General features: G+C 41.8%; 10 protein-coding genes. 4 read left to right on the forward strand and 6 right to left on the reverse strand.

Features of this window, described 5'->3' with window-relative positions:
* The coding region (locus MICAI_RS11075; protein ID WP_039900011.1) for a response regulator at positions 1-253 on the forward strand (253 nt) is incomplete at its 5' end.
* Here the strand turns inward: MICAI_RS11075 and MICAI_RS11080 are convergent.
* A complete protein-coding gene (locus MICAI_RS11080) occupies positions 254-436 on the reverse strand; it encodes a hypothetical protein (protein ID WP_002734024.1) in 183 nt (60 codons plus the stop codon).
* A 301-nt stretch (positions 437-737) separates the two neighbouring features.
* Here MICAI_RS11080 and MICAI_RS11085 point away from each other — a divergent pair, with 301 nt between their 5' ends.
* The 3 genes from MICAI_RS11085 to truB all read left to right on the forward strand — a co-directional run bounded on the left by MICAI_RS11085 (position 738) and on the right by truB (position 4,472).
* Positions 738-2,309, forward strand: coding sequence for a hydantoinase B/oxoprolinase family protein (locus MICAI_RS11085; protein ID WP_008201689.1), 1,572 nt, complete (start codon positions 738-740; stop codon positions 2,307-2,309).
* A 121-nt stretch (positions 2,310-2,430) separates the two neighbouring features.
* On the forward strand, positions 2,431-3,477 hold the full coding sequence (gene tsaD, locus MICAI_RS11090) for a tRNA (adenosine(37)-N6)-threonylcarbamoyltransferase complex transferase subunit TsaD (RefSeq protein ID WP_008201690.1): 1,047 nt from the start codon (positions 2,431-2,433) through the stop codon (positions 3,475-3,477).
* Between the two features lie 113 nt (positions 3,478-3,590).
* On the forward strand, positions 3,591-4,472 hold the full coding sequence (gene truB, locus MICAI_RS11095; RefSeq protein WP_008201691.1) for a tRNA pseudouridine(55) synthase TruB: 882 nt from the start codon (positions 3,591-3,593) through the stop codon (positions 4,470-4,472).
* 195 nt (positions 4,473-4,667) lie between these two features.
* Here truB and MICAI_RS11100 read toward each other — a convergent pair whose 3' ends face one another.
* The 5 genes from MICAI_RS11100 to MICAI_RS27075 all read right to left on the reverse strand — a co-directional run.
* A complete protein-coding gene (locus MICAI_RS11100; protein WP_008201693.1) occupies positions 4,668-6,161 on the reverse strand; it encodes a thymidylate synthase in 1,494 nt (497 codons plus the stop codon).
* The gene (tmk, locus tag MICAI_RS11105) at positions 6,098-6,790 is read right to left on the reverse strand and encodes a dTMP kinase (protein WP_008201695.1); all 693 of its coding nucleotides are present in this window, start codon (positions 6,788-6,790) and stop codon (positions 6,098-6,100) included. The genes MICAI_RS11100 and tmk overlap by 64 nt, the downstream gene beginning before the upstream one ends.
* Positions 6,791-6,815: 25 nt before the next feature.
* Positions 6,816-8,201: a dihydrolipoyl dehydrogenase family protein gene (locus MICAI_RS11110; RefSeq protein ID WP_008201698.1), complete on the reverse strand. Its 1,386-nt coding sequence runs from the start codon at positions 8,199-8,201 to the stop codon at positions 6,816-6,818.
* A gap of 412 nt (positions 8,202-8,613) precedes the next feature.
* Entirely contained in the window at positions 8,614-9,249 is a 636-nt protein-coding gene (gene hisIE / locus MICAI_RS11115; RefSeq protein ID WP_008201700.1) for a bifunctional phosphoribosyl-AMP cyclohydrolase/phosphoribosyl-ATP diphosphatase HisIE, read from the reverse strand.
* A 389-nt stretch (positions 9,250-9,638) separates the two neighbouring features.
* Positions 9,639-9,983, reverse strand: a 345-nt coding sequence (locus MICAI_RS27075; protein ID WP_039900014.1) for a PEP-CTERM sorting domain-containing protein, incomplete at its 5' end; no start/stop codon positions are given.

Genomic DNA, 9,983 nt, shown 5'->3' on the forward strand with positions numbered 1-9,983 from the left:
AATTATTTTAGATGTACGGATGCCTGTCTTAGATGGACACAGCGCCGCTATTCATATCAAACAATTCGACCCCCATGTCCGCATTATCGCCTATAGTTCCTTGGCAAATCTTCCAATGGAAAAAAATAATCAAACTACAGCCTTTGATCTATACTGCTCTAAAGATATATCTTCCCAAGATATGATCAAAGCGATCGATGACTTGGGAAAATTAGCACAATCGGACAAATCTCAATTCCATCGAGTCGGATAGTTAACTAAGTTTTTCTTCAGGAAAAGTTGCTTGAAACTCATCGAGTAATTCATCCAACTCCTCAAGAGCTTGATTAACATCTAATCTCAGTCCCCCAATGTCGGGTTTATCGCGCAATTGCAGTAAATAATCGCGTTTATTAGCCATTTGTTTCACTTTATCGATCAAGCTGGTTTTATCCATAATTCACCCTCTGGTACTGACTGCGATTATATATCAGTCAGCCCCTATCAGTGAACAGTGATCGGTGAACAGTGAACAGCCAGTGATCACCAGTAAGCTGTTGACTATCTAAATTACTCGTTAAGATTGCAGGGGAGTGCCAGAGCCGCGGAGCAGGGAGAGGCAGTTTGAGCATTTGTACTAAAATTTCCAATTAAATTCAGTACAGCTTAACTGATAACTAATCACTGATAACTGATAACTGATAACTGATAACTGATAACTGATAACTGATAACTGATAACTGATAACTGATTTTCCTATGTCCCCTCTCAATTCTCACCGCACAGAAATAACTACCGTTGCCGATCCTATTTATCTAGAAATCTTTAAAAATCTCTATCAATTTATTGCCGAAGAAATGGGGATTACTCTCCAAAATACGGCAGCAAGTGTCAATATTAAAGAACGTCTAGACTTCTCCTGTGCTATCTTTGATGAGGTAGGAAACTTAATCGCTAATGCTCCTCATATTCCCGTCCATTTAGGTTCTATGGCCGATAGTGTTAAAAGTTTAATTCAGGATAAAGGTGAGACGATTCGTCCGGGGAATGTTTATCTGGCTAATAATCCTTATAATGGCGGTACTCACCTGCCGGATGTCACAGTAATTAGTCCTATTTTTGATCGCCAAAATCAGGAAATATTATTTTATCTTGCCTCCCGGGGACATCAAGCTGATATCGGTGGCATTACCCCCGGTTCTATGCCTCCCCACTCTGTCCATATTAGCGAAGAAGGAATTTTATTCGATAATTTTTTGCTGGTAGCGGCGGGACAGTTTCGGGAACAAGAATTAATTAATCACTTAACTAATAGTCCTTTTCCTGCACGCAATATCGCCCAAAATATTGCCGATTTTCAGGCACAAATAGCTGCTAATGCTAAGGGAGAAAGAGAATTACATAATATGGTTGATCGCTACGGATTAGCTATGGTTAAAGCCTATCAACAGTTTGTTCAAGATAATGCCGAATTAGCGGTGAGAAAAGCTATATCTGTCTTGAAAGATGGCGAATTTACCTATTATCTAGATAACGGTGCTGTCATCAAGGTCAGAATTACCATAGATATTGAAAATTGTCAAGCAAGCATCGATTTTACTGGCACATCTAACCAGTTAAATAATAACTTTAATGCACCCCTGGCAGTGACAAGAGCGGCGGTTTTATACGTTTTTCGTACCCTTGTGGAGGAGGCAATTCCTTTAAATGCTGGCTGTTTCAAACCCCTCCATTTAATTATCCCATCTGGCTGTTTTCTTAATCCCGTTTATCCAGCAGCCGTAGTAGCGGGAAATGTGGAAACTTCCCAGGCTATAGTTAATGCTTTATACGGCGCTTTAGGCATTCAGGCAGCCAGTCAAGGAACGATGAATAATTTCACTTTTGGCAATCAAAAGTACCAATATTATGAGACTATTTGTGGCGGTTCTGGTGCGGGGGCAAATTTTGCGGGAACTGCTGCCGTACAGACCCAGATGACTAATTCCCGTCTCACCGATCCGGAAGTATTAGAAATGCGTTATCCTGTATTAGTGGAAAGTTTTAGCATTCGCCCCGATAGTGGCGGCAAGGGACAATATTCTGGAGGTGATGGTGTGATTAGAAGAATTAAATTTCAAGAGTCCATGACTGCTAATATTTTATCGGGTAATCGCCAGATTCCCCCCTTTGGACTAGCGGGAGGAAAAGCCGGTAAAATAGGACGTAATGTCGTGGAAAGAAACGATGGAACTATCGAAGAATTGCCCGGCACAGCGACTGTAGAAATGAACCCCGGTGATATTTTTATTATTGAAACTCCCGGCGGTGGTGGCTATGGAAATTGCTGAACGATAATTTTAATTAAGTACCTAAGCAAAATTAAGTAAGTGGTTATAATTAAATTAAAGATGGATTCCCCCTTAATCCCCCCTTAATAAGGGGGGTGTCTGACGATTTACTGATTAAATCATGACAATTATCTTAGCGATCGAAACCAGTTGCGATGAAACGGCTGTGGCTATTGTTAACCATAACCGTGTGTTGAGTAGTGTGGTTTCTTCTCAAATTGATCTCCATCGTCTCTATGGCGGTGTTGTGCCAGAAATGGCCTCCCGACAACACTTAGAAACCATTAATTTTTGTCTAGAAAAAGCTTGGCAAGAAACGGGTTTAACTTGGTCAGAAATTGATGGAATAGCCGCCACAGTTGCCCCCGGTTTAGTAGGTGCTTTAATGGTGGGAATGACGGCAGCCAAAACCCTCGCTATTGTCCACGATAAACCCTTTATCGGCATTCATCATCTCGAAGGTCATATCTATGCTTCCTATCTAGCTGAATCTGATCTTAAACCTCCTTTTTTATCTCTTTTAGTCTCTGGAGGTCATACCAGTTTAATCCATGTGCAGGGCTGCGGTAAATATCAACAATTAGGAACCACTAGAGATGATGCAGCCGGAGAAGCTTTTGATAAAGTGGCACGATTATTAAACTTAAGTTATCCCGGAGGTCCGATCATCGATCGCATGGCTAAAGATGGTAATCCCCAAGCTTTTCCCTTACCTGAAGGTAAAATATCTTTACCTTCCGGCGGTTTTCATGCCTACGATTCCAGTTTTAGCGGTTTAAAAACTGCTGTTTTGCGCTTAGTAGAGAAATTCGAGCCAGATAATTTACCCGTAGCTGATATAGCCGCTAGTTTTCAAGATACGGTAGCCAGAAGTTTAACCCGTCGGACAATCAATTGTGCCTTAGATTATGGTTTAAAAACTATCGCGATCGGGGGAGGAGTGGCTGCTAATAGTGCCTTGAGAAATCATCTGGAAACTGCCGCCAAAAATCATGATTTAACCGTCTATTTTCCGCCGCTTAAACTCTGTACTGATAACGCCGCTATGATTGCTCGCGCTGCCGTTGATCATTATGATCTTGGTCATTTTTCTGACCTTTCCCTCGGTGTTCGTTCCCGTTTACCTTTAAGCGAAGTTATGCAATTATATAATACGTCAGATTTTTAGCTATCAGCCGTCAGTATTCAGAATTGAGGAGATTGCTTTTATCTATTCTCCCCATCACCCCATCACCCCACCACCCCACTTCATAATTCATAATTCATAATTGATAATTTATAATGTTTGGCTTTTTAAATCTCAATAAACCCCCCGATTGGACTTCTCACGATTGTGTGGCCAAAGTCCGAAAAATTCTTAAGACAAAACGAGTCGGCCATGGCGGAACTTTAGACCCTATGGCTACGGGAGTCTTACCGATCGCCGTCGGATCTGCCACCCGATTACTGCCCTATTTACCCGAAAATAAGGCTTATCGGGCCAAAATCCAGTTAGGACTCAGCACCGATACCGATGATATTACGGGAAAAGCGATCGCCACTTGTCCCTGTGGCGATTTAACTTTAGAGGCAGTTAAACCCCATTTAGCGGAATTTATTGGCAATATTGCTCAGATTCCGCCGATGTATAGTGCTATTCACCAGGATGGTCGCCGTCTCTACGAATTGGCTCGCAAAGGGGAAATAATCGCAGTGGAGCCTCGTCAGGTCAAAATTGACCAAATTACGGTTTTAGGCTGGTTAGAGGGCGAATTTCCACAAATAGAGCTAGATATTGACTGTGGATCGGGGACTTATATCCGTTCCCTGGCCAGAGATTTGGGCAAGGTGTTAGCTGTGGGTGGCACTTTAGCCAGTTTAACTCGCACGGAAAGCTGTGGTTTTCAATTAGCTGATAGTATTAATCTCGAAGCTTTAATGGCTAATTCCGAGGGTTTAATTTCGCCTCGCATTGCCTTGGCACATCTAGACTGGATTTCTTTGACACCAGAGAGAGTTATCGATTGGTTTCACGGCAGAAAAATTAATCTCACCGATACAAATGTTATGATAGGTTCTCTGGTTGCCGTGGAGTCTTTAGAGGCTCAATTTCTCGGCATTGGTGAGATAGTTGTCAGAGAAGATGAATACTACCTACAGCCTAAAATAGTTATTCAGCAATAGGGTTAATAATGGGTAGATCTGATGATTACTGTTCACCCTTCACTGAAAATAGGTCCCAATTCCCAATTCATAATTCATAATTCATAATTCATAATTCCCAACTCCCAACTCCCAATTCCCAATTCATAATTCCCAACTCCCAACTCCCAATTCCCAATTCCCAATTCATAATTCATAATTCATAATTCATAATTCCTACTGGTCTTGTATATACGGCTGATTATTCTTGAGACAGTTGTATGCCTTTTGTAGTTCGATTCCCAGATAACCGATATGTTCGGGAATAATTGCGGGATTAGTAGCGGCAAGCTCGCGGATTAATTTGAGGGGATTTTTGCCTTGATAACAGGCGACAATTTCCCCACTGCCGGGGGTGGTTTGTTGGAGAAGAATTTGTTCTTTTTCCACAGAAATCAAAAAGTTACCGCTAGGGTCAAAAAAATCGCGCTGATTGACAATTTTATCGTACTGGGTGGCGATTAATCGTTCGACATTTTCCCAAGTATCATCGTATATATGGGCCGATTGACTGATAGTAATCAATGGACCCATTGATAAATTGTAGTCAGAGCGCTTACTAATCTCATCTCTAATATGTTGCTGTAAAGCGCGCAATCCCATGGCATTTGCCGGCCAAGCGGCAAACATATCATTACTTCTAAATATTGCAGTGAGAGACAATTCATTTTCCACCACTCGCACCCAAATATGATTTAAACAGGGACTACCTCCCTTTTCGTGGTCTTTCACATCCCAGAGGGACATAACTGCACTAGCGGCGTCAATTTCTGAGATTAATTTATTGATAACCTGTGCAATTTGGTCTCGACCAAACCAAGAGCGCAATCTTTGACCGTAGGTGTATTTAACTCCTTGGTGTATAGGGGAATCATCGAGAATTTGTCCGATATATTCGGTAAGAAAAGCTCTATCTATAGGCAAATAATTAGGTTCGGGAAAATAAAAGTCTGAGGGTTCATTTGTGACAACGGCCATTAGGTCAATTAATTCTTGCCATTTACCATCATATCCCGTCGGTCTAATTGTGCCAGTGGTTTTAATCTTTTGGAGAATTTTTACCCAAGTTTCGGCAATAGTTTTGCCTTCAATGCGATGACCGTATCTTGTCCCGGGTAGGAGAGAAGGAAGATTTTCTAAGAGGGGAAAGATTAAGGGTTCTCCCCAAGTTGGTAAGGGAGATTGTTCTGCATAATTTTTGACAGTTTCAATCGCTTCTGGGATAGATTTAACCATTTGGTATTGAATCGATTGACGTAATTTTTCGAGAGTTTCTCGGTTAATTTCTTTGTCAATATATCCCGTGATAGAAGAATTAATTAGCCAACATTCTCTACCTGTGTCACTTTTTCCTGACTGAAATCCTTGACTAAAAAAATCTAGCAAACACTGACAGCTACCAGAGTTTTTATCTTCCTTAGTCGCATTGAGAATAACTAAATATCTAACGTGGGGATTTGCTATTAAGTTTCTCAGCAGGGGACTAATTCCTCTGGTGGGACTATAAAGATTACCAATTACTGCGTATTGGTCGGTATTTAAATGTTTAGCAAGGGACTGTTTTACTGTCCATCCCGTGATAATTGCCGTTTGGCCGTGACCGCAGATTAATTGATTGGGTTTATAGTGGGGTTGGTAGATGAATTTAGGGGTGGTTTCTGTACTAAGCATGGATTTAAATTAATTCGGTCAAGATAATTAATAATATTTTGGTGAAGCTGTTCTATTGTATCACTGCCATCCAGTTGTAAACAATTATCTTTATATTCTTTAAATATATCCAGAAACATCTGACGAACTTTGATTAATTTTTCTTGTTTTTCGTACACTTCTGTGATGGCTCGGTTTTTAATTCTTGCCAGAGAAATATCGGGAAGAACATCGATATAAATGACTAAATCGGGATTGGGAAAATGTTGATTTAACTGCCGAACAAACGCAAATTCTTCGGGATTATTGCAATTGTAGGCCAGGGAGGAAAAATAATAACGAGTAGTGATAACGTGGGTTTGTTCTTGGTGAATAAGTTTAAAAACGCCATCGTGATCATTATATAAGTGATAATGGCGATCAGCTGCAAACAGATAAGCCATTTGTCGGTCAAATTTATTTTGATCTTGGATAGAAATAAGATTAGTTTGCATTATTTCTCGAATCAAACGACCGATGACTCCCTCGGAAGGTTCTGGACTTAAAACTGCTTTTTCCCCTCGCTTGAAAAAATATTCTTGTAGGAGTTTTGCTTGGGTACTTGTTCCAGATCCGTCAATACCTTCAAAGACAATAAATTTCGGTTTCATAATTTAATCTTCCTTCTCAATCTAATTATCTAAATAATTTTTTTAGCCAAGTTAACCAAGATTTTTTCTGGGGGATTAATTCCGTCATTTCTCCAATAATCTCTCCCATACTTCCCCAAGCATAAATATTTTTATTGAGGGATTGTATGGTTAAATTTTCTTGTAAAGCTAAACTGATAATACTAATCATTTCTGCTGCTTGATTACCGACTATTTGCGCTCCCAGTATTTTACCATCTTGTCGGTAGATTAATTGACAAAATCCCGTGGTTTCCCCCCAGATTTGCTGTGAGACCATATTTTTAATTGGATAGTTGATCATCTTTACCTGCTCACCATAGCTGTCCTGGTCCGCTTTTCCGGTTAAACCCACCCAAGCAATAGCCGGATCAAAAGCAATAAATGAGGGAATTTGATCGGGATTAAAGTTAAATTTTTCTCCCGTGAGCAGATGCTTGACTAACCCAAAAGCGGCCCGGTGATTTAAAGTAGGATCGGGATAATTATTTCTGAGTAAATTTAGAGCATAAATGCGGGAATTATCGGTTTGTAACTGCTGATTAACCTTGATTAATCCTTGTTCTAGTTTCACTCCCACCCCGACCAAATTTAATCCCTGTTCATTGACTTGATAATTACCGGCAAAAATCAGATCATCAACTTCGATAACACGATTACCTAATTGTAGCCATTTTTGACCCTCGATCGCTTTCACTTGACTAGGACAATAGCCGGGTAAAATCTTAATTCCTTCCGCTTCTAAAATGGCAGTAACTAAAGAGGAGATTTCCTGATCAATATCCGGTAGTAGATAACTATCCTCGATAATTAAGCTAATTTCTTTCCCCAAACGTCGGAGAATTTGGGCTAAACTCACAGCCATGCTGCTGTTGCCAATAATCCCTAAATGTTGTCCCAACTTGTCTAAATTTGGCTCTTGCCAAAGGGTTTGAGCGGTAAAATAATTAACATCATCTAAGCCGAAAATTTTCGGGACTTGCGGAGAAAAATCCGGGGCGATAAGATAGTGTTTAGCCAACAATTGCCGACCGTTAACCACGAATCCTAAATGGGGCAGCCGGACAAATTCCCCCCCACCCAGGATCACGTCTATTCCTTCCGTGGCTAATCTTGCCAAAGAATGATATTTATTAATAGTTTTATCCACTTCCTCTAACCATTGCCGCAACCGTTGCCATTGGGGATAAATAGCCGTTTCTTGCCAATGATTAAGCAGTTTATAGAGATGGATAATTTGGCTGTAGCCCTTGCTAAAAATGTCCTCAGATGCCTCTAAATTGTCCCTAGAAGGCTGTTGCACTAAAGCCACCCTTTTTTTGAGGTGAACAGCCAACAAAGCCGCTTCTATCCCCGCAGGAGTGGCACCGATAATTACTAAGTCGTAAACCACAAATATAAAGTAAAAAGTCAAAAGTCAAAAAAGGTGTTGGGGGTTTTGGGGTGTTAGGGTGTTAGGGTTTAAGGGTTTTAGTTGAAATTCCCCCACTTCCCCACTTCCCCACTTCCCCCCGCAACGCGCACGAAGTGGTCTCCCCATTTCCCCATCCCCCCACACCCCACACCCTACACCCTACACCCTCTTTCAAGTCAGGAGTCAGGAGACGGTATTCAGGAATCGGAAACTTAACACTTAAGTAGGGAGGCACAATTATTTGTAGGATGGGTTAGCGGTAGCGTAACATAATCGGGCGTTGGGTTTCATGCTTCAACCCAACCTACGTTCATCTTATATTTAATTCCACCCACCCACTTAAAACTCAAATCTGATAACTGATAACTGATAACTGATAACTGATAACTGATTACCGGCGCCGGTCTTGCAGTTTTTTATAGACATCTCGCAGGGGGACTTGATGATAGGCGAGGGCGACGAGGGTATGATAAAAAAGATCGGCCACTTCTGAGGCAATAGCATCGCCATCATTATCTTTGCAGGCCATGACCACTTCTGCCGATTCTTCGCCGATTTTCTTGAGAATTTTGTTATCTCCTCCGGCCAAAAGTTTACAGGTGTAGGATTCCGGATGAGGCTCGTCTCTGCGATCGCAAATTACCTTAAACAATTCCGAGAGGGTGTCGGCCGCTGGCGGTGATTTTTGCGAATTTACTTGGTGAAAACAGCTTCTTTCGCCGGTATGACAGGCGATATCACCGATTTGCTCAATAGTCAGTAGGATAGCATCACTATCGCAATCGTAGCGAATTTGACGCACTTTTTGGATATGGCCCGAGGTGGCCCCTTTGTGCCACAATTCTTGACGAGAACGACTCCAATACCACGCTTCCCCAGTGGTGAGGGTTTTTTCGAGGGATTCCCGATTCATCCAGGCCATCATTAACACTGTAGCATCAAGATAGTCTTGAGCGATCGCCGGCACTAAACCCTGGGGATTATAAGCGATCGCGTCGAGGGGAATAGCGGAAAGTAAAGAAGACATCAGTTTTTCGCGGGCAAGAAATATGGTGGGACAAATTACCCAAAGCTTAATTATATAGCCTTGAGGAATTCCCCTAAATGGCCGCACAGAATTACACTTTACAATACTCTAATTTTTCCCACCGTAGGGGCGAATTGCCCTCGAGGGGAGGGCGTACGCGGTACGCCCCTACAGAATACGAATTTTTCCCACCGTAGGGGCGAATTGCCTTCGAGGGGAGGGCGTACGCGGTACGCCCCTACAGAAGTTGATTAAAAACCAAAATCAGGTCTTGACTTGTGTTAGAATCAACACTTAAGAAAAAGTTAGAAATCCTCCCAGGGCATCTAACCTTTAGCTATTCTTCTTCAACGTCACAGTTATCAATGTCTTGCACACATTGGTAACTGTTATTTTTGCTTATTGAAGCGGGAAACCAATCCTAAACCACCCACCGCCAGAAGTCCGAGGATAGTACCCGGTTCGGGAACGGATTGACGGAAAGAATTTTGGAAGTCTATTAGACCTTCAGTGGCGCCACCAGTATTATTTAGGGTATTTGTGACGGTCAACAGTTTCTTGGGGGCGATAGGGATGAAACCGCTAGCAGGGACCGGTGAGCCGTTAGTTGAAACTAAGACATTAGGTACCTCAACAAATGTCTCGGTTACAGTCCCGTAGTTGGATGTTACGTTTGAATCCAGGTCAACCCCGACAATATAATCGGGGGAGCCAATGACCTCGATTGTATATCT

This window comes from Microcystis sp. T1-4 (assembly GCF_000297435.1).
GTDB lineage: Bacteria > Cyanobacteriota > Cyanobacteriia > Cyanobacteriales > Microcystaceae > Microcystis.